Origin of the sequence: Enterobacter cloacae complex sp. P2B, assembly GCF_014895985.1 — a bacterium.
GTDB lineage: Bacteria > Pseudomonadota > Gammaproteobacteria > Enterobacterales > Enterobacteriaceae > Enterobacter > Enterobacter bugandensis.
This window is the reverse complement of sequence record NZ_JADBQQ010000014.1, coordinates 1-26,329: the sequence shown is the minus strand read 5'-3', so window position 1 is coordinate 26,329 and position 26,329 is coordinate 1. Positions and strand designations below refer to the sequence as shown.

At 50.7% G+C, this 26,329-nt stretch carries 46 protein-coding genes; 39 read left to right on the top strand and 7 right to left on the bottom strand.

The window, feature by feature from the left end; genetic code table 11:
* The first annotated feature begins 203 nt into the window (after window positions 1-203).
* Both bfd and bfr read left to right on the top strand, forming a co-directional pair.
* Window positions 204-398, top strand: a complete 195-nt coding sequence (gene bfd / locus IM313_RS13860; protein WP_003863268.1) for a bacterioferritin-associated ferredoxin — start codon at window positions 204-206, stop codon at window positions 396-398.
* Window positions 399-470: 72 nt separating this feature from the next.
* Window positions 471-947: a bacterioferritin gene (gene bfr, locus IM313_RS13855; protein ID WP_028014636.1), complete on the top strand. Its 477-nt coding sequence runs from the start codon at window positions 471-473 to the stop codon at window positions 945-947.
* On the opposite strand, the gene IM313_RS13850 is transcribed toward bfr, so the two are convergent.
* Window positions 931-1,404 (bottom strand): A24 family peptidase, encoded by a 474-nt coding sequence (locus tag IM313_RS13850; RefSeq protein ID WP_049000152.1) that lies wholly within the window; start codon window positions 1,402-1,404, stop codon window positions 931-933. The two genes, bfr and IM313_RS13850, sit on opposite strands and share 17 nt — an antisense overlap.
* Before the next feature lie 381 nt (window positions 1,405-1,785).
* On the opposite strand from IM313_RS13850, the gene rpsJ reads away from it, so the two are divergent.
* The 31 genes from rpsJ to IM313_RS13695 all read left to right on the top strand — a co-directional run bounded on the left by rpsJ (window position 1,786) and on the right by IM313_RS13695 (window position 16,615).
* Window positions 1,786-2,097 (top strand): 30S ribosomal protein S10, encoded by a 312-nt coding sequence (gene rpsJ / locus IM313_RS13845; RefSeq protein WP_001181005.1) that lies wholly within the window; start codon window positions 1,786-1,788, stop codon window positions 2,095-2,097.
* Window positions 2,098-2,129: 32 nt separating this feature from the next.
* Window positions 2,130-2,759, top strand: a complete 630-nt coding sequence (gene rplC, locus IM313_RS13840) for a 50S ribosomal protein L3 (protein ID WP_003863274.1) — start codon at window positions 2,130-2,132, stop codon at window positions 2,757-2,759.
* Between the two features lie 10 nt (window positions 2,760-2,769).
* Entirely contained in the window at window positions 2,770-3,375 is a 606-nt protein-coding gene (gene rplD, locus IM313_RS13835) for a 50S ribosomal protein L4 (RefSeq protein ID WP_000424395.1), read from the top strand.
* Entirely contained in the window at window positions 3,372-3,674 is a 303-nt protein-coding gene (gene rplW, locus IM313_RS13830) for a 50S ribosomal protein L23 (protein WP_000617546.1), read from the top strand. Before rplD ends, rplW begins: the two co-directional genes overlap by 4 nt.
* A 17-nt stretch (window positions 3,675-3,691) precedes the next feature.
* Entirely contained in the window at window positions 3,692-4,513 is an 822-nt protein-coding gene (rplB, locus tag IM313_RS13825) for a 50S ribosomal protein L2 (RefSeq protein WP_000301859.1), read from the top strand.
* 16 nt (window positions 4,514-4,529) lie between these two features.
* On the top strand, window positions 4,530-4,808 hold the full coding sequence (gene rpsS, locus IM313_RS13820; protein WP_001138117.1) for a 30S ribosomal protein S19: 279 nt from the start codon (window positions 4,530-4,532) through the stop codon (window positions 4,806-4,808).
* A 14-nt stretch (window positions 4,809-4,822) separates the two neighbouring features.
* Window positions 4,823-5,155 carry a 50S ribosomal protein L22 gene (gene rplV, locus IM313_RS13815; RefSeq protein WP_002919773.1) on the top strand — a complete coding sequence of 111 codons (333 nt, stop codon included), beginning with the start codon at window positions 4,823-4,825 and terminating at the stop codon, window positions 5,153-5,155.
* 17 nt (window positions 5,156-5,172) lie between these two features.
* Window positions 5,173-5,874: a 30S ribosomal protein S3 gene (rpsC, locus tag IM313_RS13810; RefSeq protein ID WP_000529945.1), complete on the top strand. Its 702-nt coding sequence runs from the start codon at window positions 5,173-5,175 to the stop codon at window positions 5,872-5,874.
* 12 nt (window positions 5,875-5,886) lie between these two features.
* Entirely contained in the window at window positions 5,887-6,297 is a 411-nt protein-coding gene (gene rplP / locus IM313_RS13805) for a 50S ribosomal protein L16 (protein WP_002919759.1), read from the top strand.
* Entirely contained in the window at window positions 6,297-6,488 is a 192-nt protein-coding gene (gene rpmC / locus IM313_RS13800; protein ID WP_003863282.1) for a 50S ribosomal protein L29, read from the top strand. Before rplP ends, rpmC begins: the two co-directional genes overlap by 1 nt.
* On the top strand, window positions 6,488-6,742 hold the full coding sequence (rpsQ, locus tag IM313_RS13795) for a 30S ribosomal protein S17 (RefSeq protein ID WP_008503489.1): 255 nt from the start codon (window positions 6,488-6,490) through the stop codon (window positions 6,740-6,742). Before rpmC ends, rpsQ begins: the two co-directional genes overlap by 1 nt.
* 166 nt (window positions 6,743-6,908) lie before the next feature.
* Window positions 6,909-7,280 (top strand): 50S ribosomal protein L14, encoded by a 372-nt coding sequence (gene rplN / locus IM313_RS13790; RefSeq protein WP_002919748.1) that lies wholly within the window; start codon window positions 6,909-6,911, stop codon window positions 7,278-7,280.
* 10 nt (window positions 7,281-7,290) lie between these two features.
* Complete coding sequence (gene rplX, locus IM313_RS13785; RefSeq protein ID WP_003863287.1) at window positions 7,291-7,605, top strand: 50S ribosomal protein L24; 315 nt, start codon at window positions 7,291-7,293, stop codon at window positions 7,603-7,605.
* 14 nt (window positions 7,606-7,619) lie between these two features.
* Complete coding sequence (gene rplE, locus IM313_RS13780) at window positions 7,620-8,159, top strand: 50S ribosomal protein L5 (protein ID WP_001096202.1); 540 nt, start codon at window positions 7,620-7,622, stop codon at window positions 8,157-8,159.
* Between the two features lie 14 nt (window positions 8,160-8,173).
* Window positions 8,174-8,479: a 30S ribosomal protein S14 gene (rpsN, locus tag IM313_RS13775; RefSeq protein ID WP_003863291.1), complete on the top strand. Its 306-nt coding sequence runs from the start codon at window positions 8,174-8,176 to the stop codon at window positions 8,477-8,479.
* A gap of 30 nt (window positions 8,480-8,509) precedes the next feature.
* On the top strand, window positions 8,510-8,902 hold the full coding sequence (rpsH, locus tag IM313_RS13770; RefSeq protein ID WP_006178918.1) for a 30S ribosomal protein S8: 393 nt from the start codon (window positions 8,510-8,512) through the stop codon (window positions 8,900-8,902).
* Window positions 8,903-8,914: 12 nt separating this feature from the next.
* The gene (gene rplF / locus IM313_RS13765; protein WP_003863296.1) at window positions 8,915-9,448 is read left to right on the top strand and encodes a 50S ribosomal protein L6; all 534 of its coding nucleotides are present in this window, start codon (window positions 8,915-8,917) and stop codon (window positions 9,446-9,448) included.
* A 9-nt stretch (window positions 9,449-9,457) separates the two neighbouring features.
* A complete protein-coding gene (gene rplR / locus IM313_RS13760) occupies window positions 9,458-9,811 on the top strand; it encodes a 50S ribosomal protein L18 (RefSeq protein ID WP_003863297.1) in 354 nt (117 codons plus the stop codon).
* A gap of 14 nt (window positions 9,812-9,825) precedes the next feature.
* A complete protein-coding gene (rpsE, locus tag IM313_RS13755; RefSeq protein ID WP_003863299.1) occupies window positions 9,826-10,326 on the top strand; it encodes a 30S ribosomal protein S5 in 501 nt (166 codons plus the stop codon).
* A gap of 6 nt (window positions 10,327-10,332) precedes the next feature.
* Window positions 10,333-10,512, top strand: a complete 180-nt coding sequence (gene rpmD / locus IM313_RS13750) for a 50S ribosomal protein L30 (RefSeq protein ID WP_003863301.1) — start codon at window positions 10,333-10,335, stop codon at window positions 10,510-10,512.
* Between the two features lie 3 nt (window positions 10,513-10,515).
* The gene (gene rplO, locus IM313_RS13745) at window positions 10,516-10,950 is read left to right on the top strand and encodes a 50S ribosomal protein L15 (protein WP_014885468.1); all 435 of its coding nucleotides are present in this window, start codon (window positions 10,516-10,518) and stop codon (window positions 10,948-10,950) included.
* A 7-nt stretch (window positions 10,951-10,957) separates the two neighbouring features.
* Window positions 10,958-12,289, top strand: a complete 1,332-nt coding sequence (secY, locus tag IM313_RS13740; RefSeq protein WP_003863305.1) for a preprotein translocase subunit SecY — start codon at window positions 10,958-10,960, stop codon at window positions 12,287-12,289.
* A 31-nt stretch (window positions 12,290-12,320) separates the two neighbouring features.
* Window positions 12,321-12,437: a 50S ribosomal protein L36 gene (gene rpmJ, locus IM313_RS13735; protein WP_000868187.1), complete on the top strand. Its 117-nt coding sequence runs from the start codon at window positions 12,321-12,323 to the stop codon at window positions 12,435-12,437.
* A gap of 146 nt (window positions 12,438-12,583) precedes the next feature.
* Window positions 12,584-12,940, top strand: coding sequence for a 30S ribosomal protein S13 (gene rpsM, locus IM313_RS13730; RefSeq protein ID WP_013099021.1), 357 nt, complete (start codon window positions 12,584-12,586; stop codon window positions 12,938-12,940).
* Window positions 12,941-12,956: 16 nt separating this feature from the next.
* Window positions 12,957-13,346 (top strand): 30S ribosomal protein S11, encoded by a 390-nt coding sequence (gene rpsK, locus IM313_RS13725; RefSeq protein WP_003863312.1) that lies wholly within the window; start codon window positions 12,957-12,959, stop codon window positions 13,344-13,346.
* A 32-nt stretch (window positions 13,347-13,378) separates the two neighbouring features.
* Window positions 13,379-13,999 (top strand): 30S ribosomal protein S4, encoded by a 621-nt coding sequence (gene rpsD / locus IM313_RS13720; protein ID WP_004868345.1) that lies wholly within the window; start codon window positions 13,379-13,381, stop codon window positions 13,997-13,999.
* Window positions 14,000-14,024: 25 nt separating this feature from the next.
* Window positions 14,025-15,014, top strand: coding sequence for a DNA-directed RNA polymerase subunit alpha (rpoA, locus tag IM313_RS13715; protein ID WP_002919219.1), 990 nt, complete (start codon window positions 14,025-14,027; stop codon window positions 15,012-15,014).
* Between the two features lie 40 nt (window positions 15,015-15,054).
* On the top strand, window positions 15,055-15,438 hold the full coding sequence (rplQ, locus tag IM313_RS13710) for a 50S ribosomal protein L17 (protein ID WP_001216368.1): 384 nt from the start codon (window positions 15,055-15,057) through the stop codon (window positions 15,436-15,438).
* A 107-nt stretch (window positions 15,439-15,545) separates the two neighbouring features.
* The gene (locus IM313_RS13705; RefSeq protein WP_192972126.1) at window positions 15,546-15,914 is read left to right on the top strand and encodes a DUF1992 domain-containing protein; all 369 of its coding nucleotides are present in this window, start codon (window positions 15,546-15,548) and stop codon (window positions 15,912-15,914) included.
* A 2-nt stretch (window positions 15,915-15,916) separates the two neighbouring features.
* Window positions 15,917-16,342, top strand: a complete 426-nt coding sequence (gene zntR / locus IM313_RS13700) for a Zn(2+)-responsive transcriptional regulator (protein ID WP_028014633.1) — start codon at window positions 15,917-15,919, stop codon at window positions 16,340-16,342.
* Window positions 16,343-16,399: 57 nt separating this feature from the next.
* Complete coding sequence (locus IM313_RS13695) at window positions 16,400-16,615, top strand: alternative ribosome-rescue factor A (RefSeq protein WP_045630326.1); 216 nt, start codon at window positions 16,400-16,402, stop codon at window positions 16,613-16,615.
* Here the strand turns inward: IM313_RS13695 and mscL are convergent, their stop codons facing one another.
* The 5 genes from mscL to def all read right to left on the bottom strand — a co-directional run bounded on the left by mscL (window position 16,616) and on the right by def (window position 21,391).
* The gene (mscL, locus tag IM313_RS13690; RefSeq protein ID WP_028014631.1) at window positions 16,616-17,026 is read right to left on the bottom strand and encodes a large-conductance mechanosensitive channel protein MscL; all 411 of its coding nucleotides are present in this window, start codon (window positions 17,024-17,026) and stop codon (window positions 16,616-16,618) included. It lies immediately after the preceding gene.
* Window positions 17,027-17,170: 144 nt separating this feature from the next.
* Window positions 17,171-18,547, bottom strand: a complete 1,377-nt coding sequence (gene trkA / locus IM313_RS13685; protein ID WP_014885463.1) for a Trk system potassium transporter TrkA — start codon at window positions 18,545-18,547, stop codon at window positions 17,171-17,173.
* 22 nt (window positions 18,548-18,569) lie between these two features.
* Complete coding sequence (gene rsmB, locus IM313_RS13680) at window positions 18,570-19,856, bottom strand: 16S rRNA (cytosine(967)-C(5))-methyltransferase RsmB (RefSeq protein ID WP_049000147.1); 1,287 nt, start codon at window positions 19,854-19,856, stop codon at window positions 18,570-18,572.
* A gap of 52 nt (window positions 19,857-19,908) precedes the next feature.
* The gene (fmt, locus tag IM313_RS13675) at window positions 19,909-20,856 is read right to left on the bottom strand and encodes a methionyl-tRNA formyltransferase (RefSeq protein ID WP_192972125.1); all 948 of its coding nucleotides are present in this window, start codon (window positions 20,854-20,856) and stop codon (window positions 19,909-19,911) included.
* A gap of 25 nt (window positions 20,857-20,881) precedes the next feature.
* Window positions 20,882-21,391 (bottom strand): peptide deformylase, encoded by a 510-nt coding sequence (gene def / locus IM313_RS13670; protein ID WP_006812188.1) that lies wholly within the window; start codon window positions 21,389-21,391, stop codon window positions 20,882-20,884.
* A 128-nt stretch (window positions 21,392-21,519) separates the two neighbouring features.
* On the opposite strand from def, the gene dprA reads away from it, so the two are divergent.
* From dprA to IM313_RS13640, 6 genes are read left to right on the top strand one after another with little or no spacing between them, the layout of a single operon-like run.
* On the top strand, window positions 21,520-22,644 hold the full coding sequence (gene dprA / locus IM313_RS13665) for a DNA-protecting protein DprA (protein WP_192972124.1): 1,125 nt from the start codon (window positions 21,520-21,522) through the stop codon (window positions 22,642-22,644).
* Window positions 22,616-23,089 (top strand): DUF494 family protein Smg, encoded by a 474-nt coding sequence (gene smg, locus IM313_RS13660; RefSeq protein WP_008503477.1) that lies wholly within the window; start codon window positions 22,616-22,618, stop codon window positions 23,087-23,089. Before dprA ends, smg begins: the two co-directional genes overlap by 29 nt.
* A 26-nt stretch (window positions 23,090-23,115) precedes the next feature.
* Entirely contained in the window at window positions 23,116-23,670 is a 555-nt protein-coding gene (locus IM313_RS13655; RefSeq protein WP_045630330.1) for a type I DNA topoisomerase, read from the top strand.
* Complete coding sequence (tsaC, locus tag IM313_RS13650; RefSeq protein WP_045630331.1) at window positions 23,663-24,235, top strand: L-threonylcarbamoyladenylate synthase type 1 TsaC; 573 nt, start codon at window positions 23,663-23,665, stop codon at window positions 24,233-24,235. The genes IM313_RS13655 and tsaC overlap by 8 nt, the downstream gene beginning before the upstream one ends.
* Before the next feature lie 4 nt (window positions 24,236-24,239).
* The gene (gene aroE, locus IM313_RS13645) at window positions 24,240-25,058 is read left to right on the top strand and encodes a shikimate dehydrogenase (RefSeq protein ID WP_192972123.1); all 819 of its coding nucleotides are present in this window, start codon (window positions 24,240-24,242) and stop codon (window positions 25,056-25,058) included.
* On the top strand, window positions 25,055-25,303 hold the full coding sequence (locus tag IM313_RS13640) for a DUF1488 domain-containing protein (protein ID WP_192972122.1): 249 nt from the start codon (window positions 25,055-25,057) through the stop codon (window positions 25,301-25,303). The genes aroE and IM313_RS13640 overlap by 4 nt, the downstream gene beginning before the upstream one ends.
* Here IM313_RS13640 and IM313_RS13635 read toward each other — a convergent pair.
* Entirely contained in the window at window positions 25,279-25,833 is a 555-nt protein-coding gene (locus IM313_RS13635) for a gamma carbonic anhydrase family protein (protein ID WP_049138489.1), read from the bottom strand. The genes IM313_RS13640 and IM313_RS13635 overlap by 25 nt on opposite strands.
* Window positions 25,834-26,329: the final 496 nt, after the last annotated feature.

Genomic DNA, 26,329 nt, shown 5'->3' with positions numbered 1-26,329 from the left:
GGCGTTGTTGCTAAAGTTCTGGGCTAATTAATTATCCCTGAATAAAAAAGGACGCTTCGGCGTCCTTTTTTGTTTTCTGTACCTTTCCTTGTCACAAAATTTCGCATTTTTTAACCGCTCCCGGCCCGTATCCTGGCGTATGTGCTATTGTAATCATAACCATTCTCACTTACACTTTGCGCATATTTTGAACGGGAGTCTCTATGTACGTTTGTTTATGTAATGGTGTAAGCGACAAGAAAATTCGTCAGGCCGTTCGCCAGTTTCAGCCACAATCTTTCCAGCAGCTTCGCAAATTTGTTCCGGTGGGAAATCAATGCGGTAAATGCGTTCGCGCAGCGCGTGAGATCATGCAGGACGAATTGATGCAGATCCCGGAATTCAAAGAGATCGCGTAAGCCTCTATCTTTTTTTTGACATCCCCGTAGCCCGTTCTACGCTTCAATGAGTGGAAGCGGAGGGACTATATAATGAAAGGTGATGTTAAAATCATAAGTTATCTCAATAAATTATTGGGAAATGAGCTTGTCGCAATCAACCAGTACTTTCTTCACGCGAGAATGTTTAAAAACTGGGGTCTGACACGTCTGAATGACGTTGAGTACCATGAATCTATAGATGAGATGAAACACGCCGATAAATACATCGAGCGTATCTTATTCCTTGAAGGCATCCCAAACCTGCAGGATCTCGGCAAGCTGGGCATCGGTGAGGATGTCGAAGAGATGCTGCGTTCTGACCTCCGGCTGGAGCTGGAAGGTGCGAAAGATCTGCGTGAAGCCATTGCTTATGCTGACAGCGTCCATGACTATGTGAGCCGCGATATGATGATCCAGATCCTTGCCGATGAAGAAGGCCACATTGACTGGCTGGAAACCGAACTGGATCTCATTAGCAAAATTGGCCTTCAGAACTACCTACAGTCTCAGATCAAAGTGGAAAATTAATCAGATTTTCCCATCCAACGCATAAACCCGCTGCTGCCAGAAATGGTCCAAAAGGCAGTGGGTTTTTTAATGCTCCTTTATCTGAGGTGAGAAATGAAAAAACAAGAATGCAAAGCAGCGCCATAAGCGCGGCGAGTAACGCCAGTTTAGGCAGTATGCACCAGCCATGCCACGCACCAAGTCCTGCCAGATACTTCACATCGCCATATCCCATTCCTTCCCGCCGGCAGATAAGCCGATAGCCCCAGTAAATCGTGGCAAAACCAAGATATCCAGCCACCGCTCCCATTACGGCACTCGGCAGAAAATCAGGATGGATAAAGACCTGGTAGAGCAGGCCCGTCCAGAGCAACGGGCAGAGAAATTTATCGGGCAGCAAACCGTCGCGAATATCAGCGCGTACGAGTAAGGCCGTCAGAGAAAAATAGATCATCAGGAAGGGGAGGGTGGCTAGCATGGAAAAGGCCTCAAAAGGTTTTGAGCGCATACTCGTTACAATCTGCCTGTCCGGCAACGCACAAAAACAGCAATTGCGTAGCGGCTTCAAATAAAAAAATTCAGAAAGGATATACGGCGTAAAAAGTTGCGCAGTCCTACGCATACTGAGCCTTTGACGCTTAATTTCTAAACGGCACTTGCGTCTTTCTCTGATTTACGTATAATGCGCGGGCTTGTCGTAATTGACGGCGGGTTCAATCAGAACCAGAGTAGCTCATTTTGTTACTCAACAATGCTCCCAATTGGGGGGCTACGTAAGAACGGTTACACTCTCCCATCAATCGTAATGGGTTTGAGGAGTAATCATTTTCGTTTATAAAATAATTGGAGCTCTGGTCTCATGCAGAACCAAAGAATCCGTATCCGCCTTAAAGCGTTTGATCATCGTCTGATCGATCAATCAACCGCGGAAATCGTCGAGACTGCTAAGCGCACTGGTGCGCAAGTCCGTGGTCCGATCCCGCTGCCGACCCGCAAAGAGCGCTTCACCGTTCTGATCTCCCCGCACGTCAACAAAGACGCGCGCGATCAGTACGAAATCCGCACTCACAAGCGTCTGGTTGACATCGTTGAGCCAACTGAGAAAACCGTTGATGCTCTGATGCGTCTGGATCTGGCTGCCGGTGTAGACGTGCAGATCAGCCTGGGTTAATCAGGTCATCGAGCGATTGAGAGGTTGAAACAATGATTGGTTTAGTCGGTAAAAAAGTGGGTATGACCCGCATCTTCACTGAAGATGGCGTTTCTATCCCAGTAACCGTAATCGAAGTTGAAGCAAACCGCGTTACTCAGGTTAAAGATCTGGCTAACGATGGCTACCGCGCTATTCAGGTTACCACTGGTGCTAAAAAAGCTAACCGTGTAACCAAACCAGAAGCGGGTCACTTCGCTAAAGCTGGCGTAGAAGCTGGCCGTGGTCTGTGGGAATTCCGTCTTGCTGAAGGCGAAGAGTTCACCGTAGGTCAGGACATTAGCGTTGAGCTGTTTGCTGACGTTAAAAAAGTTGACGTAACCGGTACCTCTAAAGGTAAAGGTTTTGCTGGTACCGTTAAGCGCTGGAACTTCCGTACCCAGGACGCTACTCACGGTAACTCCTTGTCTCACCGCGTTCCGGGTTCTATCGGTCAGAACCAGACTCCGGGCAAAGTGTTCAAAGGCAAGAAAATGGCAGGTCAGCTGGGTAACGAACGTGTAACCGTTCAGAGCCTGGACGTAGTACGTGTTGACGCTGAGCGCAACCTGCTGCTGGTTAAAGGTGCGGTCCCGGGTGCAACCGGTAGCGACCTGATCGTTAAACCAGCTGTGAAGGCGTAAGGGGATAGCAATGGAATTAGTATTGAAAGACGCGCAGAGCGCGCTGACTGTTTCCGAAACTACCTTCGGTCGTGATTTCAACGAAGCGCTGGTTCACCAGGTTGTTGTTGCTTATGCAGCTGGTGCTCGTCAGGGTACTCGTGCTCAGAAGACTCGTGCTGAAGTAACTGGTTCTGGCAAAAAGCCATGGCGCCAGAAAGGTACCGGCCGTGCGCGTTCAGGTTCTATCAAGAGCCCGATCTGGCGTTCAGGTGGCGTGACCTTCGCTGCGCGTCCACAGGACCACAGTCAAAAAGTTAACAAAAAGATGTACCGCGGCGCGCTGAAAAGCATCCTGTCCGAACTGGTACGTCAGGATCGTCTGATCGTTGTCGAGAAGTTCTCTGTTGAAGCGCCTAAAACTAAGCTGCTGGCACAGAAACTGAAAGACATGGCTCTGGAAGATGTGCTGATCATCACCGGTGAGCTGGACGAGAACCTGTTCCTGGCCGCACGTAACCTGCACAAGGTTGACGTACGCGATGCGACTGGTATCGACCCGGTTAGCCTGATCGCCTTCGACAAAGTCGTAATGACTGCTGATGCTGTTAAGCAAGTTGAGGAGATGCTGGCATGATTCGTGAAGAACGTCTGCTGAAGGTGCTTCGCGCACCGCACGTTTCTGAAAAAGCGTCTACTGCGATGGAAAAAACAAACACCATCGTTCTCAAAGTTGCTAAAGACGCGACCAAAGCAGAGATCAAAGCTGCTGTGCAGAAACTGTTTGAAGTCGAAGTCGAAGTCGTTAACACCCTGGTAGTTAAAGGGAAAGTTAAACGTCACGGACAGCGTATCGGTCGTCGTAGCGACTGGAAAAAAGCTTACGTCACCCTGAAAGAAGGCCAGAACCTGGACTTCGTTGGCGGCGCTGAGTAAGTCGGAGGAGTAATACAATGGCAGTTGTTAAATGTAAACCGACATCTCCGGGTCGTCGCCACGTAGTTAAAGTGGTTAACCCTGAGCTGCACAAGGGCAAACCTTTTGCTCCGTTGCTGGAAAAAAACAGCAAATCCGGTGGTCGTAACAACAATGGCCGTATCACCACTCGTCACATCGGTGGTGGCCACAAGCAGGCTTATCGTATTGTTGACTTCAAACGCAACAAAGACGGTATCCCAGCAGTTGTTGAACGTCTTGAGTACGATCCGAACCGTTCCGCGAACATCGCGCTGGTTCTGTACAAAGACGGCGAACGCCGTTACATCCTGGCCCCTAAAGGCCTGAAAGCTGGCGACCAGATTCAGTCTGGCGTTGATGCTGCAATCAAAGCAGGCAACACCCTGCCGATGCGCAATATCCCGGTTGGTTCTACCGTTCATAACGTAGAAATGAAACCAGGTAAAGGCGGTCAGCTGGCACGTTCCGCTGGTACTTACGTTCAGATCGTTGCGCGTGACGGTGCTTATGTCACCCTGCGTCTGCGTTCTGGTGAAATGCGTAAAGTCGAAGCAGACTGCCGCGCTACTCTGGGCGAAGTTGGCAATGCTGAGCATATGCTGCGCGTTCTGGGTAAAGCTGGTGCTGCACGCTGGCGTGGTGTTCGTCCTACCGTTCGCGGTACTGCGATGAACCCAGTCGACCACCCACATGGTGGTGGTGAAGGTCGTAACTTTGGTAAGCACCCGGTAACTCCGTGGGGCGTTCAGACCAAAGGTAAGAAGACCCGCAGCAACAAGCGTACTGATAAATTTATCGTACGTCGCCGTAGCAAATAATTTTAGAGGATAAGCCATGCCACGTTCTCTCAAGAAAGGTCCTTTTATTGACCTGCACTTGCTGAAGAAGGTAGAGAAAGCGGTGGAAAGCGGAGACAAGAAGCCCCTGCGCACTTGGTCCCGTCGTTCAACGATCTTTCCTAACATGATCGGTTTGACCATCGCTGTCCATAATGGTCGTCAGCACGTTCCAGTCTTTGTTACCGACGAAATGGTTGGTCACAAACTGGGTGAATTCGCACCGACTCGTACTTATCGCGGCCACGCTGCTGATAAAAAAGCGAAGAAGAAATAAGGTAGGAGGAAGAGATGGAAACTTTAGCTCAACATCGCCATGCTCGTTCTTCTGCACAGAAGGTTCGCCTTGTTGCTGACCTGATTCGCGGTAAGAAAGTGTCGCAGGCCCTGGACATCCTGACCTATACCAACAAGAAAGCTGCGGTATTGGTCAAGAAAGTACTGGAATCTGCCATTGCTAACGCTGAACACAACGATGGCGCTGACATCGACGATCTGAAAGTCGCGAAAATTTTCGTAGATGAAGGCCCAAGCATGAAGCGCATTATGCCGCGTGCGAAAGGTCGTGCAGATCGCATCCTGAAGCGCACCAGCCACATTACTGTGGTTGTGTCCGATCGCTGAGACTCTGGAGACTAGCAATGGGTCAGAAAGTACATCCTAATGGTATTCGCCTGGGTATTGTAAAACCATGGAACTCTACCTGGTTTGCGAACACCAAAGAATTCGCTGACAACCTGGACAGCGATTTTAAAGTACGTCAGTACCTGACTAAGGAACTGGCTAAAGCGTCTGTATCTCGTATCGTTATCGAGCGTCCAGCGAAGAGCATCCGTGTGACTATTCACACTGCTCGTCCTGGCATCGTTATCGGTAAGAAAGGCGAAGACGTAGAAAAACTGCGCAAGGTCGTAGCGGATATCGCTGGCGTTCCTGCACAGATCAATATCGCTGAAGTTCGTAAGCCTGAACTGGACGCTAAATTGGTTGCTGACAGCATCACTTCTCAGCTGGAACGTCGTGTTATGTTCCGTCGTGCTATGAAGCGTGCTGTACAGAACGCAATGCGTCTGGGCGCTAAAGGTATCAAAGTTGAAGTTAGCGGCCGTCTGGGCGGCGCGGAAATCGCACGTACCGAATGGTACCGTGAAGGTCGCGTACCGCTGCACACTCTGCGTGCTGACATCGACTACAACACCTCTGAAGCGCACACCACTTACGGTGTAATCGGCGTTAAGGTATGGATCTTCAAAGGTGAGATCCTGGGTGGTATGGCTGCTGTTGAACAACCGGAAAAACCGGCTGCTCAACCTAAAAAGCAGCAGCGTAAAGGCCGTAAATAAGGAGCGTCGCTGATGTTACAACCAAAGCGTACAAAATTCCGTAAAGTGCACAAAGGCCGCAACCGTGGTCTGGCGCAGGGTACGGATGTTAGCTTCGGCACTTTCGGTCTGAAAGCTGTTGGCCGTGGTCGTCTGACTGCACGTCAGATCGAAGCAGCACGTCGTGCAATGACCCGTGCAGTTAAGCGTCAAGGTAAGATCTGGATCCGTGTATTCCCGGACAAACCGATCACCGAGAAGCCACTGGAAGTTCGTATGGGTAAAGGTAAAGGTAACGTGGAGTACTGGGTTGCCTTGATCCAACCGGGCAAAGTCCTTTATGAAATGGACGGTGTTCCGGAAGAGCTGGCCCGTGAAGCCTTCGGCCTGGCAGCAGCGAAACTGCCTATCAAAACCACCTTTGTAACTAAGACGGTGATGTAATGAAAGCAAAAGAGCTGCGTGAAAAAAGCGTTGAAGAGCTGAACGCTGAGCTGCTGAACCTGCTGCGTGAGCAGTTCAACCTGCGCATGCAGGCTGCAAGTGGCCAGCTGCAACAGACTCACCTGCTGAAGCAAGTGCGTCGCAATGTTGCACGCGTTAAGACTTTACTGACTCAGAAGGCGGGTGCGTAATGACCGATAAAATCCGTACTCTGCAAGGTCGTGTTGTTAGCGACAAAATGGAGAAATCCATTGTTGTAGCTATCGAACGTATTGTGAAACACCCGATCTACGGTAAATTCATCAAGCGTACGACCAAACTGCACGTACATGACGAGAACAACGAATGTGGTATCGGCGACAAGGTTGAAATCCGTGAATGCCGTCCACTGTCCAAGACTAAGTCCTGGACGCTGGTTCGCGTTGTAGAGAAAGCGGTTCTGTAATACAGTACGCCTTCTCAATACGAATAAACGGCTCAGCGATGAGCCGTTTATTTTTTCTACCCATATTGCAGAAGCGGTGTTATAATGCCGCGCCCTCGATATGGGGCTTTTTAACGGCTCTGATTTTAGAGTCTCAGGTAGTAGTTGACATTAGCGGAGCACTAAAATGATCCAAGAACAGACTATGCTGAACGTCGCCGACAACTCCGGTGCACGTCGCGTAATGTGTATCAAGGTTCTGGGTGGCTCGCACCGTCGCTACGCAGGCGTAGGCGACATCATCAAGATCACCATCAAGGAAGCAATTCCACGTGGTAAGGTCAAAAAAGGTGATGTGCTGAAGGCGGTAGTGGTGCGCACCAAGAAGGGTGTTCGTCGCCCTGACGGTTCTGTCATTCGCTTCGATGGTAATGCATGCGTTATTTTAAACAATAACAGCGAGCAGCCTATCGGCACGCGTATCTTTGGGCCGGTAACTCGTGAACTTCGTACTGAGAAGTTCATGAAAATTATCTCTCTGGCACCAGAAGTACTCTAAGGAGCGAATCATGGCAGCGAAAATCCGTCGTGATGACGAAGTTATCGTGTTAACCGGTAAAGATAAAGGTAAACGCGGTAAAGTAAAAAATGTTCTGTCTTCCGGCAAACTTGTCGTTGAAGGTATCAACCTGGTTAAGAAACATCAGAAGCCGGTTCCGGCCCTGAACCAACCAGGCGGCATCGTTGAAAAAGAAGCTGCTATTCAGGTTTCTAACGTTGCAATCTTCAATGCGGCTACCGGTAAGGCTGACCGTGTAGGCTTTAGATTCGAAGACGGCAAAAAAGTCCGTTTCTTCAAGTCTAACAGCGAAACTATCAAGTAATTTGGAGTAGTACGATGGCGAAACTGCATGATTACTACAAAGACGAAGTAGTTAAGAAACTCATGACCGAGTTTAACTACAATTCTGTCATGCAAGTCCCTCGGGTCGAGAAGATCACCCTGAACATGGGTGTTGGTGAAGCGATCGCTGACAAGAAACTGCTGGATAACGCAGCAGCTGACCTGACAGCAATCTCCGGTCAAAAACCGCTGATCACCAAAGCACGCAAATCTGTTGCAGGCTTCAAAATCCGTCAGGGCTATCCGATCGGCTGTAAAGTAACTCTGCGTGGCGAACGCATGTGGGAGTTCTTTGAGCGCCTGATCACTATTGCTGTTCCACGTATCCGTGACTTCCGTGGCCTGTCCGCGAAGTCTTTCGACGGTCGTGGTAACTACAGCATGGGTGTCCGTGAGCAGATCATCTTCCCAGAAATCGACTACGATAAAGTCGACCGCGTGCGTGGTTTGGATATTACCATTACCACTACTGCGAAATCTGACGAAGAAGGCCGTGCTCTGCTGGCTGCCTTTGACTTCCCGTTCCGCAAGTAAGGTAGGGTTACTGAATGGCTAAGCAATCAATGAAAGCACGCGAAGTAAAGCGCGTAGCTTTAGCTGATAAATTCTTCGCTAAACGCGCTGAACTGAAAGCGATCATTTCTGATGTGAACGCTTCCGACGAAGATCGTTGGAATGCGGTTCTCAAGCTGCAGTCTCTGCCGCGTGATTCCAGCCCGTCTCGTCAGCGTAACCGCTGTCGTCAAACAGGTCGTCCACATGGTTATGTGGGCAAGTTTGGGTTGAGCCGTATCAAACTGCGTGAAGCCGCCATGCGCGGTGAAGTGCCAGGCTTGAAAAAGGCTAGCTGGTAATTACCAATTGAATCACGGGAGTAAAGACAGATGAGCATGCAAGATCCGATCGCGGATATGCTGACCCGTATCCGTAACGGTCAGGCCGCGAACAAAGTTGCGGTCACCATGCCTTCCGCCAAGCTGAAAGTGGCAATTGCCAACGTGCTGAAGGAAGAAGGTTTTATCGAAGATTTTAAAGTTGAAGGCGACACCAAGCCGGAACTGGAACTTACTCTCAAGTATTTCCAGGGTAAAGCTGTTGTAGAAAGCATTCAGCGTGTCAGCCGCCCAGGTCTGCGCATCTATAAGAAAAAAGATGAGCTGCCAAAAGTTATGGCTGGCCTTGGTATCGCAGTTGTTTCTACCTCTAAAGGTGTTATGACTGATCGTGCAGCGCGCCAGGCTGGTCTTGGTGGCGAAATTATCTGCTACGTAGCCTAATCGGAGGAAAGAATGTCTCGTGTTGCTAAAGCACCGGTCGTTATTCCTGCCGGCGTTGATGTAAAAATCGACGGTCAGGTTATTACGATCAAAGGTAAAAACGGCGAGCTGACTCGTACCCTCAACAAAGCTGTTGAAGTTAAACATGCAGATAACGCTCTGACCTTCGGTCCACGTGATGGTTTCGTGGATGGATGGGCTCAGGCTGGTACCGCGCGTGCCCTGCTGAACTCAATGGTTGTTGGTGTTACCGAAGGCTTCACTAAAAAGCTTCAGCTGGTTGGTGTAGGTTATCGTGCAGCTATCAAAGGGAATGCAGTAGGCCTGTCTCTGGGCTTCTCACACCCTGTTGAGCATCCGCTGCCGGCCGGTATCACTGCAGAATGTCCGACTCAAACTGAAATCGTGCTGAAAGGCGCTGATAAACAGCTGATCGGTCAGGTTGCAGCAGATCTGCGCGCCTACCGTCGTCCTGAGCCTTACAAAGGCAAGGGTGTTCGTTACGCCGACGAAGTCGTGCGTACCAAAGAGGCTAAGAAGAAGTAAGGTAACACTATGGATAAGAAATCTGCTCGTATCCGTCGTGCGACCCGCGCACGCCGCAAGCTCAAAGAGCTGGGTGCAACTCGCCTGGTGGTACATCGTACCCCGCGTCATATTTACGCACAGGTAATTGCACCGAACGGTTCTGAAGTTCTGGTAGCTGCTTCTACTGTAGAAAAAGCTATCTCAGAACAATTGAAGTACACCGGTAACAAAGACGCCGCTGCAGCTGTAGGTAAAGCTGTTGCAGAACGCGCTCTGGAAAAAGGCATCAGCAATGTTTCCTTTGACCGTTCCGGGTTCCAATATCATGGTCGTGTCCAGGCACTGGCAGATGCTGCCCGTGAAGCTGGCCTTCAGTTCTAAGGTAGAGGTGTAAGATGGCTCACATCGAAAAACAGGCTGGCGAACTGCAGGAAAAGCTGATCGCGGTAAACCGCGTATCTAAAACCGTTAAAGGTGGTCGTATTTTCTCCTTCACAGCTCTGACTGTAGTAGGCGATGGTAACGGTCGCGTTGGTTTTGGTTACGGTAAAGCGCGTGAAGTTCCAGCAGCGATCCAGAAAGCGATGGAAAAAGCCCGTCGCAATATGATTAACGTCGCGCTGAACAACGGCACCCTGCAGCACCCAGTTAAAGGTGTTCACACGGGTTCTCGTGTATTCATGCAGCCAGCTTCAGAAGGTACCGGTATCATCGCCGGTGGTGCAATGCGCGCCGTTCTGGAAGTTGCTGGGGTTCATAACGTTCTGGCTAAAGCATATGGTTCCACCAACCCGATCAACGTGGTTCGTGCAACTATTGATGGCCTGGAAAATATGAATTCTCCAGAAATGGTCGCTGCCAAGCGTGGTAAATCCGTTGAAGAAATTCTGGGGTAATTGACCATGGCAAAGACTATTAAAATCACTCAAACCCGCAGTGCAATCGGTCGTCTGCCGAAACACAAGGCAACGCTGCTTGGCCTGGGTCTGCGTCGTATTGGTCATACCGTTGAGCGCGAGGATACTCCTGCTGTTCGTGGTATGGTCAACGCGGTTTACTTCATGGTTAAAGTTGAGGAGTAAGAGATGCGTTTAAATACTCTGTCTCCGGCCGAAGGCTCTAAAAAGGCGGGTAAACGCCTGGGTCGTGGTATCGGTTCTGGCCTCGGCAAAACCGGTGGTCGTGGTCACAAAGGTCAGAACTCTCGTTCTGGCGGTGGCGTACGTCGCGGTTTCGAGGGTGGCCAGATGCCACTGTACCGTCGTCTGCCGAAGTTCGGCTTCACCTCTCGCAAAGCAGCGATCACAGCGGAAATCCGTCTGTCTGACCTGGCGAAAGTTGAAGGCGGCGTTGTAGACCTGAACACGCTGAAAGCGGCTAACATTATCGGTATTCAGATCGAGTTCGCGAAAGTGATCCTGTCTGGTGAAGTTTCTACTCCGGTAACTGTTCGTGGCCTGCGTGTTACTAAAGGTGCTCGTGCTGCTATCGAAGCTGCTGGCGGTAAAATTGAGGAATAAGTAGCAGATGGCTAAGCAACCGGGATTAGATTTTCAAAGTGCCAAAGGTGGATTTGGCGAGCTGAAACGCAGACTGCTGTTTGTTATCGGCGCGCTGATTGTGTTCCGTATTGGCTCTTTTATTCCGATCCCTGGTATCGATGCCGCTGTACTTGCCAAACTGCTTGAGCAACAGCGAGGCACCATCATTGAAATGTTCAACATGTTCTCTGGTGGTGCTCTCAGCCGTGCTTCTATCTTTGCTCTGGGTATTATGCCGTACATTTCGGCATCGATTATTATCCAGCTGCTGACGGTCGTTCATCCGGCCCTGGCAGAGCTGAAGAAAGAAGGGGAGTCTGGACGTCGTAAGATTAGTCAGTACACCCGTTACGGTACTCTGGTGCTGGCAATATTCCAGTCGATCGGTATTGCTACCGGTCTGCCGAATATGCCTGGTATGCAGGGCCTGGTATTAAACCCAGGCTTTGCATTCTATTTCACCGCTGTTGTTAGTCTGGTCACAGGGACGATGTTCCTGATGTGGCTCGGCGAACAGATTACTGAGCGTGGTATCGGTAACGGTATCTCAATCATTATCTTCGCCGGTATCGTTGCGGGACTCCCGCCGGCCATCGCCCATACTATCGAGCAAGCGCGTCAAGGCGACCTGCACTTCCTCCTGTTGCTGTTGGTTGCAGTATTAGTATTTGCAGTGACGTTCTTTGTTGTCTTCGTTGAACGTGGTCAACGCCGCATTGTGGTGAACTACGCTAAGCGTCAGCAGGGTCGTCGTGTCTATGCTGCACAGAGCACACATTTACCGCTGAAAGTGAATATGGCGGGGGTTATCCCGGCTATCTTCGCTTCCAGTATTATTCTGTTCCCGGCAACCATCGCGTCATGGTTCGGGGGCGGTACTGGTTGGAACTGGCTGACAACAATTTCGCTGTATTTGCAGCCTGGGCAACCACTTTATGTGTTACTCTATGCGTCTGCGATCATCTTCTTCTGTTTCTTCTACACGGCGTTGGTCTTCAACCCGCGTGAAACAGCAGATAACCTGAAGAAGTCCGGTGCATTTGTACCAGGAATTCGTCCGGGAGAGCAAACGGCGAAGTATATCGATAAAGTAATGACCCGCCTGACTTTGGTTGGTGCGCTTTATATTACTTTTATCTGCCTGATCCCGGAGTTCATGCGTGATGCAATGAAAGTACCGTTCTACTTCGGTGGGACCTCACTGCTTATCGTTGTTGTCGTGATTATGGACTTTATGGCTCAAGTGCAAACTCTGATGATGTCCAGTCAGTATGAGTCTGCATTGAAGAAGGCGAACCTGAAAGGCTACGGCCGCTAATTGGTCGCCTGAGAAGTTACGGAGAGTAAAAATGAAAGTTCGTGCTTCCGTCAAGAAATTATGCCGTAACTGCAAAATCGTTAAGCGTGATGGTGTCATCCGTGTGATTTGCAGTGCCGAGCCGAAGCATAAACAGCGCCAAGGCTGATTATTTCGCATATTTTTCTTGCAAAGTTGGGTTGAGCTGGCTAGATTAGCCAGCCAATCTTTTGTATGTCTGTACGTTTCCATTTGAGTATCCTGAAAACGGGCTTTTCAGCATGGTGCGTACATATTAAATAGTAGGAGTGCATAGTGGCCCGTATAGCAGGCATTAACATTCCTGATCAGAAACATGCTGTGATCGCATTAACTTCGATCTACGGCATCGGCAAGACCCGTTCTAAAGCCATCCTGGCTGCAGCGGGTATCGCTGAAGATGTTAAGATCAGTGAGCTGTCTGAAGGACAAATCGACACGCTGCGTGACGAAGTTGCCAAATTTGTCGTTGAAGGTGATCTGCGCCGTGAAATCAGCATGAGCATCAAGCGCCTGATGGATCTTGGTTGCTATCGCGGTTTGCGTCATCGTCGTGGTCTGCCAGTGCGCGGTCAGCGTACTAAGACCAACGCACGTACCCGTAAGGGTCCGCGCAAACCGATCAAGAAATAATCGGGGTGATTGAATAATGGCAAAGGCACCAGTTCGTGCACGTAAACGTGTAAGAAAACAAGTCTCTGACGGCGTGGCTCATATCCATGCTTCTTTCAACAACACCATCGTTACTATTACTGATCGTCAGGGTAACGCATTGGGTTGGGCAACAGCCGGTGGTTCCGGTTTCCGTGGTTCTCGCAAATCCACTCCGTTCGCAGCTCAGGTTGCAGCAGAGCGTTGCGCTGAAGCCGTAAAAGAATACGGCATCAAGAATCTGGAAGTTATGGTTAAAGGTCCGGGTCCGGGTCGTGAATCTACTGTTCGCGCTCTGAACGCCGCTGGTTTCCGCATCACGAATATTACTGATGTGACTCCGATCCCTCATAACGGTTGTCGTCCGCCGAAAAAACGTCGCGTATAACGCTCGTTTTTTAGGTTAGTTGGAGATAGAAAATGGCAAGATATTTGGGTCCTAAGCTCAAGCTGAGCCGTCGTGAGGGCACCGACTTATTCCTTAAGTCTGGCGTTCGCGCGATCGATACCAAGTGTAAAATTGAACAAGCTCCTGGCCAGCACGGTGCGCGTAAACCGCGTCTGTCTGACTATGGTGTGCAGTTGCGTGAAAAGCAAAAAGTTCGCCGTATGTACGGTGTGCTGGAGCGTCAGTTCCGTAACTACTATAAAGAAGCAGCACGTCTGAAAGGCAACACAGGTGAAAACCTGCTGGCTCTGCTGGAAGGTCGTCTGGACAACGTTGTATACCGTATGGGCTTCGGCGCTACTCGTGCTGAATCACGTCAGCTGGTTAGCCACAAAGCAATCATGGTAAACGGTCGTGTTGTTAACATCGCTTCTTATCAGGTTAAAGCGAATGACGTTGTTAGCATTCGTGAGAAAGCGAAAAAGCAATCTCGCGTGAAGGCCGCTCTGGAGCTGGCTGAGCAGCGTGAAAAGCCAACCTGGCTGGAAGTTGATGCTGGCAAGATGGAAGGTACGTTCAAGCGTCAGCCTGAGCGTTCTGATCTGTCTGCGGACATTAACGAACACCTGATCGTCGAGCTTTACTCCAAGTAAAGCTTAGTACCAAAGAGAGGACACAATGCAGGGTTCTGTGACAGAGTTTCTAAAACCGCGCCTGGTAGATATCGAGCAAGTGAGTTCGACGCACGCCAAGGTGACCCTTGAGCCTTTAGAGCGTGGCTTTGGCCATACTCTGGGTAACGCACTGCGCCGTATTCTGCTCTCATCGATGCCGGGTTGCGCGGTGACCGAGGTTGAGATTGATGGTGTACTTCATGAGTACAGCACCAAAGAAGGCGTTCAGGAAGATATCCTTGAAATCCTGCTCAACCTGAAAGGGCTGGCGGTGAGAGTTCAGGGTAAAGATGAAGTTATTCTTACTCTGAATAAATCTGGCATTGGCCCTGTGACTGCAGCCGACATCACCCACGACGGTGATGTTGAAATCGTCAAGCCGCAGCACGTGATCTGCCACCTGACCGATGAGAACGCAGCTATTAGCATGCGTATCAAAGTTCAGCGCGGTCGTGGTTATGTGCCGGCTTCTGCCCGAATTCATTCGGAAGAAGATGAGCGCCCAATCGGCCGTCTGCTGGTCGACGCATGCTACAGCCCTGTAGAGCGTATTGCCTACAATGTTGAAGCAGCGCGTGTAGAACAGCGTACCGACCTGGACAAGCTGGTCATCGAAATGGAAACCAACGGCACAATCGATCCTGAAGAGGCGATTCGTCGTGCGGCAACCATCCTGGCAGAACAACTGGAAGCTTTCGTTGACTTACGTGATGTACGTCAGCCAGAAGTGAAAGAAGAGAAACCAGAATTCGATCCGATCCTGCTGCGCCCTGTTGACGATCTCGAATTGACTGTCCGCTCTGCTAACTGCCTCAAGGCAGAAGCTATCCACTATATCGGTGATCTGGTACAGCGTACCGAGGTTGAGTTGCTGAAAACGCCGAACCTGGGTAAAAAATCTCTTACCGAGATTAAAGACGTGCTGGCTTCACGTGGTCTGTCTCTGGGCATGCGCCTGGAAAACTGGCCACCGGCAAGCATTGCTGACGAGTAACCGGATCACAGGTTAAGGTTTTACTGAGAAGGATAAGGTCATGCGCCATCGTAAGAGTGGTCGTCAACTGAACCGCAACAGCAGCCATCGCCAGGCTATGTTCCGCAACATGGCAGGTTCACTGGTTCGTCATGAGATCATCAAGACGACCCTGCCTAAAGCGAAAGAGCTGCGTCGCGTAGTTGAGCCGCTGATTACTCTTGCCAAGACTGACAGCGTTGCTAATCGTCGTCTGGCATTCGCCCGTACTCGTGATAACGAGATCGTGGCAAAACTGTTTAACGAACTGGGCCCGCGTTTCGCGAGCCGTGCCGGTGGTTACACTCGCATTCTGAAGTGTGGTTTCCGTGCAGGCGACAACGCGCCGATGGCTTACATCGAGCTGGTTGATCGTTCAGAGAAAGCAGAAGCTGCTGCAGAGTAATCTGCAGTAACGTAAAAAAACCCGCCTCGGCGGGTTTTTTTATATCCGCATTATCCCCACTTCTCTACAATACCTGTATCAATTTTGTTCATCCCCTGGAGCTGATGATGTGGTTGCTTGACCAGTGGGCAGAACGCCATATTCGCGATGCCCAAAATAAAGGCGATTTCGACAATCTTCCCGGGAGCGGCGAACCTCTCGAACTGGAAGATGATTCGCATATTGCGCCTGAACTCCGGGCTGGATACCGTTTGCTAAAAAATGCTGGCTGCCTCCCGCCCGAGCTTGAGCAGCGTAGAGAGGCTGTTGAACTTGTCGATCTGCTAAAAGGGATCCGTCAGGACGATCCTCGACATAAAGAACTTAGCCGCAGGCTTGCCCTGATAGAGCTCAAGCTGCGCCAGGCAGGAATGAGCACGGAATTCCTGCATGGGGAATACGGTGAAATAGTGATGAAGAAGATAAACGAGGAGTAGCGATGTACCGTATCGGTGAACTTGCAAAGCTCGCGAACGTAACGCCGGACACTATCCGATACTACGAAAAGCAGCAGATGATCGATCATGAGGTACGCACGGAAGGCGGCTTTCGGCTTTATACCGATAACGATCTGCAGCGTCTGAGATTCATACGCTACGCCCGACAGCTTGGCTTCACGCTTGATTCGATCCGCGAGTTATTATCGATCCGCATCGATCCTGAGCATCACACTTGTCAGGAATCCAAAAGCATCGTACAAGCCCGGCTTGATGAAGTTGAAGCCCGTATTCTGGAACTGCAAACCATGCAGCGCTCTTTGCAAAGGTTGAATGATGCCTGCTGCGGAACGGCTCATAGCAGTATTTATTGTTCAATTCTGGAAGCCCTTGAACAGGGAGCCAGTGGAGAAACTCGGGGATGTTGATTTTTAATCTACTCGGGTCTAGACTTCCGTCGTCATAAACCATGCTCAGGAGAAATTATGAGCCGCTATCAGCACACGAAGGGACAAATTAAAGATAATGCCATCGAGGCTTTACTTCACGACCCGCTTTTTCGACAGCGCGTTGAAAAGAATAAAAAAGGGAAGGGGAGTTATCTGCGTAAAGACAAACATGCAAAACGGGGTAACTGGGAGGCCAGTGGCAAGCAAGCGAATCGCTTATTTACCACTGGCCTTCCTGTTTTTAACTGCTGATTAAACGCGGTTATTCTGCTCTTTTAACAGATCGCGAATTTCACTCAGTAACACTTCTTCTTTCGTTGGTGCAGGCGCTGCTGCAGGCTCTTCTTTTTTACGGTTGAGCCGGTTAATCAGCTTGATAGCCATAAAGATAGCAAACGCCACAATCACGAAATCAAATACGTTCTGGATAAACACGCCGTAGTGCATTACAACTGCCGGGATATCACCCTGGGCTTCACGCAGTGTGAACGCGAACTGTTTGAAATCAATGCCCCCGATTAGCAGCCCTAAAGGTGGCATGATGATGTCCGCAACTAATGATGAAACAATCTTGCCGAATGCCGCACCAATAATGACACCCACTGCCAAATCAACCACGTTCCCGCGCATCGCAAATTCGCGAAATTCTTTAATAAAACTCATTATGTTCTCCTTGTGCCAGCTGACGACTATAAGTTTAACAAATGATTAGCCAATTGCCATGCGGGATAATTAAACGTTATGAAAATAAAAGGCACAGAAATAAAGAGGGTAAAGTACGGGGGCTCTATTGAGAGCCCCGACGTTTTAAAGGAAGAATGGACTTGGCTGGAATAAACGTTCGACGTCGGTAATAAATTTTTTATCGGTAAGGAACATAATTACGTGGTCGCCTTGCTCAATACGCAAATTATCATTGGCGATCATAACGTCATTCCCGCGCACTACGGCGCCGATAATAGTGCCCGGCGGCAGCTTAATTTCGTCGATGGCGCGTCCCACAACGCGTGACGTGGTTTCATCTCCATGAGCTACCGCTTCAATGGCTTCTGCCACCCCGCGACGCAGAGATGAAACGCCGACAATGTCCGCTTTACGTACATGGCTCAGCAGAGCGGAAATGGTCGCCTGCTGCGGTGAAATGGCAATATCAATAACGCTGCCCTGAACCAGGTCGACATACGCCTTGCGCTGGATAAGCACCATGACCTTCTTTGCTCCCATACGTTTGGCGAGCATGGCGGACATAATATTCGCTTCGTCATCGTTGGTGACGGCAATAAAGAGATCAACTTGATCAATATGCTCTTCAGCCAATAATTCCTGATCCGACGCGTCGCCATAAAATACGATCGTATTTTGCAGTTTTTCCGCCAGCTCAGAAGCACGCTGTTGATCGCGCTCGATCAATTTCACGCTGTAGTCTTTTTCCAGCCTTCGCGCCAGGCCCGCGCCGATATTGCCACCGCCGACTAGCATAATGCGTTTATAAGGCTTTTCGAGACGCTGCAACTCACTCATCACCGCACGAATATGCTGAGAGGCCGCAATGAAGAAGACCTCATCCCCCGCTTCGACAATCGTGGAGCCTTGAGGGCGAATAGGTCTGTCGTGGCGGAAAATGGCGGCGACGCGCGTATCGATATGCGGCATGTGCTCACGCATTGTGGAAAGCGCATTGCCGATCAACGGGCCGCCGTAATAGGCCTTAACGACGGCAAGACTGACCTTACCTTCGGCAAAGTTCACCACCTGCAGTGCGCCTGGATATTCGATCAGACGATAGATATTGTCGATAACCAGCTGTTCTGGCGCGATGAGATGGTCAATAGGAACCGCTTCTGAATTAAAGAGCTTCTCAGCATCGCGGACATAGTCCGGAGAACGGATGCGCGCGATTCGGTTAGGGGTGTTGAAAAGCGAGTAGGCCACCTGACAGGCCACCATATTGGTTTCGTCAGAACTGGTCACCGCAACGAGCATGTCTGCATCGTCGGCGCCCGCCTCGCGTAGCACGCGCGGGTGTGAGCCATGGCCCTGCACAACGCGAAGGTCAAATTTGTCCTGTAAAACGCGCAGACGATCCCCGTTGGTATCAACGATTGTGATGTCGTTGTTTTCGCCAACCAGGTTTTCCGCCAGCGTTCCGCCCACTTGTCCTGCGCCCAGAATGATAATTTTCATATCTCGTGACCTGTTCTCAACATCACTCTTTGATTAGCTTAGCGTAAAAGAAGCCATCGCCTTCTTCCGCGCCCGGCAGGTTTTGCTGGCCCGGGCATTCAGGTGTTCCCGTATCGCGCAGCGTTGCGTCCGGGGTACGTTTAAGGAAGGCCGCGATTTGCTGGCTGTTTTCTTCTGGCAATACGGAGCAGGTTGCATAAACCAGCGTGCCGCCGGGTTTAAGATGTGGCCAGATTGCGTCAAGTATGTCCGATTGCAGTTGGGCAAGTTCCTTGATATCGCGATCGCGGCGCAGCCACTTGATATCCGGATGGCGACGAATCACGCCTGTTGCAGAGCAGGGCGCATCCAGCAAAATGCGGTCAAACTGGGTTTCACCACACCATTCTGCGGGCTTGCGTCCGTCGCCCTGCTTAACCTGAGCCTTCATGCCCAGACGCTTGAGGTTGTCGTAGACGCGTGACAGGCGCTGCTCATCGACATCCACGGCCATTACGCTGGCCTGCGGAGCCACTTCAAGAATGTGCGTTGTTTTTCCGCCAGGCGCGGCGCAAAGATCGAGGAGCTGTTCCCCGTTTGCTGGTTCAAGCCAGGTCATGCAACCCTGAGCCGAGGCATCCTGTACGGTCACCCAGCCTTCATCAAAACCAGGTAAAGCATGTACCGGTGCAGGGGAGGCTAAACGCACGGCGTCCGGATAGGCTGCATGCGTGAATCCACTCATTCCGGTTTCTTCCAGTAATGCCAGCCATGCGTCACGGGTGTGGTGATTACGGTTGACGCGTAACCACATCGGTGGGCGTTGATTATTCGCTTCGGCAATGTTTTGCCACTGCTGCGGATACGCTTTTTTAAGGCGATTCAGCAGCCAGTCTGGGTGCAGAAAACGTGTTTCGCTTTGTGCAAATTCAGCCAGTAGCTCATCCTGCTGACGCTGGAACTGACGCAGTACGCCGTTGATCAGCCCTTTCAACTGAGGGCGTTTAATCGCAACGGCACCTTCCACCGTTTCAGCCAGCGCGGCGTGAGGTGGAATGCGGGTATGAAGAAGCTGATAAAACCCCACCATGATCAAATAATGTACGGTGCGCTGTTTGCCTGTCATTGGGCGCGACATCAGCTTATTAATGAGCCACTCAAGCTGAGAAAGGGTGCGCAGGACGCCAAAGCAGAGTTCCTGGAGCAGAGCTTTGTCTTTATCAGATACCTTTTGTTGCAGGGGAGGCAGGATGTTACTCAATGACTGGCCCTGCTCGATAACCTGCTCAACGGCTTTGGCCGCCATACTGCGTAGATTTTGTTTTTTCATAACTATAAAAATAAAAATGCCCGGAAACACCGGGCTTTAAGCATATATTGGATTAGGCAAGACGATTACCAGGTATAAACCATTCGCGACGGGAATTTAATAGATCCTGAGCGCTCATGGCTTTCTTACCGGCCGGTTGCAGCGATTCAAGATTCAGGATCCCTTCTGCTGTCGCAACCTGGATACCGTTCTTGCTGGCGTCGATAATCGTGCCGGGTTCAGCAGCCGTATTGCCATTAATGACTGACGCTTTCCAGACTTTCACTGGCTGCTCATCAATCTCCATCCAGCTCATCGGCCACGGATTAAAAGCGCGGATGCAGCGTTCAAGTTGAGCGGCAGACAAGGACCAGTCGAGCCGGGCTTCTTCTTTACTCAGTTTTTCAGCATACGTCACCAGCGCCTCATCCTGAACTTCCGGTTTCGCCGTATTGTCAGCAAGCTGCTGCAGCGTCTCGATAAGCCCTTGCGGACCAAGGCTTGCAAGTTTGTCATACAGCGTAGCGCTGGTATCGTCTGCAGTAATAGGGCACGCCAGTTTATGCAGCATGTCGCCAGTGTCTAAACCTACGTCCATCTTCATGATTGTGACGCCGGTTTCAGCATCCCCCGCCCACAGGGAGCGCTGGATAGGTGCCGCACCACGCCAGCGCGGGAGCAAGGAGCCGTGCACGTTGATACAACCCAGACGAGGCATATCAAGCACCGCTTTTGGCAGAATTAAACCGTAAGCCACCACGACCATTACGTCGGCGTTCAGGTCAGCAACCAGCTGCTGATTTTCCTGAGGGCGTAAGGATGCGGGCTGGAAAACAGGAAGCCCATGCTCTTCTGCCAGCACCTTTACCGGGCTCGGCATCAGTTTTTTACCGCGACCAGCCGGACGGTCCGGCTGGGTAAAGACGCCGACAACCTGGTGACCAGAAGATAACAGCGCGTCAAGATGACGCGCTGCAAAATCAGGGGTTCCCGCGAAGATAATACGTAGTGTTTTAGACACGATGATCCTTGTATCCGGGGGGACGTTATGCGCGAGAGCGCAAACGATCCAGTTTCTCTACTTTTTGACGAATACGCTGCTGTTTCAACGGCGAGAGGTAATCGATAAACAGCTTACCGACCAGATGATCCATCTCATGCTGAATGCAAATTGCCAGCAGGTCATCTGCTTCCAGTTCGAACGGATTACCGTCACGATCCAAAGCGCGAATTTTCACTTTTTCGGCACGTGGCACCAAAGCGCGCTGTTCCGGAATAGAAAGACAACCTTCCTCAATGCCCGTTTCACCGCTCTTCTCAAGCAATTCAGGGTTGATCAGCACCAGACGCTCATCGCGATTTTCAGAAACGTCGATCACGATAATACGTTTGTGAATGTCTACCTGCGTCGCCGCCAGGCCAATGCCTTCTTCGGCGTACATGGTATCGAACATATCATCAACGATACGCTGGATTTCTGCATTCACTTCTTTAACCGGTTCAGCGACGATGCGAAGGCGCTCGTCCGGAATATGTAACACTTGCAAAACTGCCATAAATTTCCAGAGTCGTGTTCAGGAGTTGATAAGAATATTACTTCTATTCTAGACAAATCCCGGGTCGATTGACAGCATCAGTGACCAATCGCAATGATTGCGCAGGCCGCTTATGGCAGGGGGAAAGGATGACGTCTATCGAGATATGGCTACGGCTAATACACACAGGTTCATTATGTGGCGATGGAATGCTGGAAGCGGCTGCACGGCTACACAAGCAAAAAAATATCGATGCTTCCGCTGTCAGAGACGCCGGGCTGTCAGCAAAACAGGCTGAACGGTTCTTTGCCCCAGATGAGGGCGAGCTGGAGCGTAGTCTGGTGTGGCTTGAGCAGCCGGGAAATCATTTATTGACGGCAACCCATCCACTTTATCCTCCTTTACTTCGAGCAATTCCTGATTATCCCGGTGCTTTATTCGTAAAAGGTAACCCTGAAACGCTTAATGCTACCCAGCTGGCGGTCGTGGGTAGCCGTGCGCCGTCATGGTATGGAGAACGATGGGGGAAAATTCTGTGCGAACAACTTTCGCAAAGTGGTTTCACAATCACCAGCGGACTGGCCTGCGGTATAGACGGTGTTGCTCACAACGCCGCGCTGTCTGTAAAAGGGCGTAGCGTGGCCGTACTGGGGAACGGCCTGTTTAGCATTTATCCCCGTCGGCATCAGGCGCTGGCTATGCGGCTTGTCGAAGCTGACGGGGCGATAGTGTCTGAGTTCCCTCTTTCGGCGCAGCCCCGGCCGGCAAACTTTCCGCGTCGTAATCGAATTATCAGCGGGCTTAGCCAGGGTGTATTGGTCGTTGAAGCGGCAGTGCGAAGCGGCTCGCTGGTCACTGCACGATGCGCGCTCGATCAGGGGAGGGAGGTTTTCGCCTTACCCGGCCCGATTGGTAACCCGGGGTGTGAAGGACCACACTGGCTGATAAAACAGGGTGCGACGCCGGTAACAGAAGCGCGGGACATTCTTGAAAATTTGCAATATGGCTTGCAATGTCTGCAGGAAGATCCCGAAAAGCGACATTATTCATCAGATCAGGGAAAGGTGGCATTGCCATTTCCCAAGCTCCTGGCTAACGTAGGAGATGAGGTAACACCTGTTGACGTTGTCGCTGAACGTGCCGGCCAACCTGTGCCAGTAACGGTAGCACAGCTACTCGAACTGGAGTTAGCAGGGTGGATCGCAGCTGTACCCGGCGGCTATGTCCGATTAAGGAGGGCATGCCATGTTCGACGTACTGATGTATTTGTTTGAGACTTACATCCATAACGAAGCAGAAATGCGAGTGGATCAGGACAAATTGACACAGGATCTTACCGATGCGGGGTTTGAGCGGGAAGATATCTATAATGCGTTGATGTGGCTGGAAAAACTGGCTGATTATCAGGAAGGCCTCGCCGAACCGATGCAGCTTGCTTCTGACCCGTTGTCAGTACGCATTTATACCGCAGAAGAGTGTGAAAGGCTGGACGCCAGCTGCCGGGGATTCATCTTATTCCTTGAGCAGATTCAGGTGCTGAACCTCGAAACGAGAGAAATGGTGATAGAGCGTGTCATGGCGCTGGATACGGCAGAATTTGAACTGGAAGATCTGAAATGGGTGATTCTGATGGTTCTGTTTAATATCCCGGGCTGTGAAAATGCCTATCAGCAAATGGAAGAATTACTCTTTGAAGTGAATGAAGGTATGCTGCATTAATTCTATGTGTAGCACCAAGAGTTGTTATGGCCAAATCAGCACTATTCACGGTGCATAAAAACGAGCCCTGCCCGCAGTGCGGGGCTGAACTTGTTATTCGGTCCGGGAAACACGGCCCGTTTCTCGGTTGTTCACACTATCCGGAATGTGATTATGTCCGTCCTCTGAAAAGCCAGGCGGATGGACATATCGTCAAAATTCTGGAAGGACAGCTATGTCCTCTTTGTGGTGGTGAACTAGCGCTACGTCAGGGCCGTTTCGGTATGTTTATTGGCTGTAGCCGTTATCCGGAATGTGAGCATACGGAACAAATTGATAAGCCTGATGAAACGGCTATTGCGTGTCCTCAGTGTCAGCGCGGTCAGCTGGTACAGCGCCGTTCCCGCTATGGTAAGACCTTCCATTCCTGCGATCGCTACCCTGAATGCCAGTTCGTTATCAATTTCAAACCGGTAGCGGGCGTCTGCACTCATTGCAACTATCCGCTACTTATCGAGAAGAAAACGGCGCAAGGTATGAAACGCTTCTGCGCCAGCAAACAATGTGGAAAGCCGGTAACGGCGGATCAAAATAGTGAATAATAACCTGCCATCAGGCTCCATTGCGCATGCTGTGGACGTGCTGAAAAATGAAAAAGTCATCGCCTATCCAACTGAAGCTGTTTTTGGAGTCGGTTGCGACCCTGACAGCGAGACGGCTGTGAGCCGCCTGCTTGCCTTAAAACAAAGACCCGTAGAGAAAGGGTTGATTTTGATAGCTGCGAATTACGAGCAGCTTAAGCCCTACATTGATGACTCTATGCTGACACCGGCGCAGCGCGAGACTATTTTCTCCGCATGGCCAGGACCGGTGACCTTTGTTTTCCCGGCACAGCCGACAACACCGCGCTGGCTGACCGGACGCTTTGATTCCCTCGCCGTTCGCGTCACCGATCATCCTCTGGTGGTTGAGCTTTGCCTGGCATTTGGTAAACCGCTGGTCTCAACCAGCGCCAACCTGACCGGATTGCCACCTTGTCGTACAACTGAAGAAGTGTTGGCACAGTTCGGAAATGACTTCCCGGTTGCTGTTGGAGAGACGGGAGGGCGCCTGAATCCGTCTGAAATTCGCGACGCTTTGACCGGCGAACGTTTTCGCCAGGGGTAATCTCATGGAAACCTATGCTGTTTTTGGTAATCCGATTGCACACAGCAAGTCACCGCTGATCCATCAGCAATTTGCGGAGCAACTGCAGATAAATCATCCCTATGGCCGCGTACTGGCACCGGTAGATGCATTTATTCCAACGCTTGAGGCTTTTTTCGCCGCAGGTGGCAAAGGTGCGAATGTGACGGTTCCTTTTAAAGAGGAAGCTTTCGAACGTGCTGATGAACTGACCGAGCGCGCTTCTCTTGCTGGTGCAGTAAATACCCTAAAACGGCTTGAGGACGGACGTCTTCTGGGCGACAACACTGACGGAATAGGTTTGCTGAGCGATCTGGAACGACTGTCGTTTATTAAACCTGGGTTCCGGGTCCTGCTGATTGGTGCGGGTGGGGCATCGCGGGGAGTACTGTTGCCTCTGCTTTCCCTGGACTGTGCGGTGACCATTACCAACCGAACTTTTTCCCGGGCAGAAGCGCTGGCGGCGTTGTTTGCGCATACCAGCAGCGTAAGTGCGGTAGCGCTTGACGATCTTGCCGAACGTGAGTTCGATCTTGTCATTAATGCCACATCCAGCGGCATCAGTGGCGAGATCCCGGCGATCCCCGCTTCGCTGGTCAGCGCGCACATGTATTTCTATGACATGTTTTATCAGAAAGGGAATACGCCCTTCCTGAACTGGTGCGAACAACACGGTGCGAAACAGTTAGCCGATGGGCTGGGAATGCTGGTGGGGCAGGCTGCGCATGCGGTACTGCTCTGGCACGGGGTGTTGCCTGCAGTCGAGCCGGTCATTGAAAAGCTAAAGCAGGAGCTTTCGGCGTGAATCAGGCTATTCATTTCCCGGACAGAGAGAGCTGGGATGAGCATAAGCAGGCGGTCTGTTTTCCGGTGCTGGTGCATGGTATGCAGCTTACCTGTGCCATCCATGGAGAAGCGCTGTTACATCGTTTTGGCGGCACAGACCCGATAGCCGTTTTTTGCGAAAATCGCTGGGATCTGGAAGAGGAAGCCAGCGATTTAATCCGCGAGCAGCAGGAAGACGATCAGGGGTGGGTTTGGTTATCCTGATCCAAATAGTCATTCTTCCATTTTACGTAGTTGTTCGCCGAGTATTTTAATCCTTCGATCTCTGCCTCCTTCAGGGGGCGGATCTGTTTTACCGGGCTTCCCAGATAGAGATAACCACTTTCCAGACGTTTGTTCTGCGGAACCAGGCTACCGGCCCCAATCATTACGTCTTCTTCTACTATCACGCCATCCAGCAAAATCGATCCCATGCCAACAAGCACCCGATTACCGATAGTGCAGCCGTGAAGCATCACTTTATGTCCGACGGTAACATCTTCTCCAATGATGAGGGGATTGCCCTCCGGGTTATAAGAGGATTTGTGCGTAACATGCAGAACGCTACCGTCCTGAATATTGGTACGGGCACCGATCGACACATAATTTACATCTCCCCTGATGGCGACGAGCGGCCAGATACTGACGTCATCGGCCATTCGGACATCACCAATGACCACGCTGGTGGCATCGATCATCACGCGATCGCCTTTTTGGGGGAACAGATCTTTATAAGGGCGTAACACTGCAGACATAACTACCTCTAAGGATGAGCGCTATACGGAAGACTTGATCATATTATTGGATCGAGGCAAGGCAAAATGCGTCAATATTTAAGCAGATCGGGCGGGATTTCAGCGAAAAGCGCGGAAAATCAGCAGTCGAAAAAAAAGATCTAAAAAACACTTGTGCTAAAAATTGGGATCCCTATAATGCGCCTCCATCGACACGGCGGATGTGAATCACTTCACAGTTAACCCGGTCGGTTGAAGAGAAAAAATCCTGAAATAACGGGTTGACTCTGAAAGAGGAAAGCGTAATATACGCCACCTCGCAACGGTGAGCTGAAAGCCGCGTTGCAACTGCTCTTTAACAATTTATCAGACAATCTGTGTGGGCACTCAAAGTGACATGGATTCTTAACGTCCTCGGACGAAAAATGAATACCAAGTCTCTGAGTGAACATACGTAATTCATTACGAAGTTTAATTCACGAGCATCAAACTTAAATTGAAGAGTTTGATCATGGCG